This is a genomic window from Pseudomonas viridiflava (assembly GCF_900602065.1).
GTDB lineage: Bacteria > Pseudomonadota > Gammaproteobacteria > Pseudomonadales > Pseudomonadaceae > Aquipseudomonas.
On the sequence record NZ_UWFN01000313.1, the window covers coordinates 1 to 291 of the forward strand.

1 protein-coding gene is annotated in these 291 nt (G+C 61.5%); it reads right to left on the minus strand.

Annotated features, from left to right (window positions below; translation table 11 throughout):
- Nucleotides 1-16: 16 nt before the first annotated feature.
- Nucleotides 17-291 (minus strand): DUF1780 domain-containing protein (locus tag EE949_RS24325; protein WP_164666827.1); only part of this gene is annotated, 275 nt, incomplete at its 5' end.

Here is a 291-nt window from a genome sequence, read left to right on the forward strand (position 1 = left end):
CGTTACAGCCTGTGGATCAAAGGCTGATGCCCACATCGAACACTATGCTGCGGCCCAGGTTGTTGCGCAAGAAATCCGGCGCGTCCGGATGAGCGAACAGTACCCGCGCAAAGGTCGGCCCCACCAGTGACAGGGAGCGCCAGCCCTGGCGCAGATATTCGGTTGGCGGCGGAAAGTGGCTGTTGAGGTCCAGCACTTCGCGCTTGAGGCTGGCGAAGGCAATGATGTCCAGCTTGCCGAGGTCCAGGCCCCGTTCGCGGTAGTTGTGGGATTTCTTGCGTAGGGTAGGGG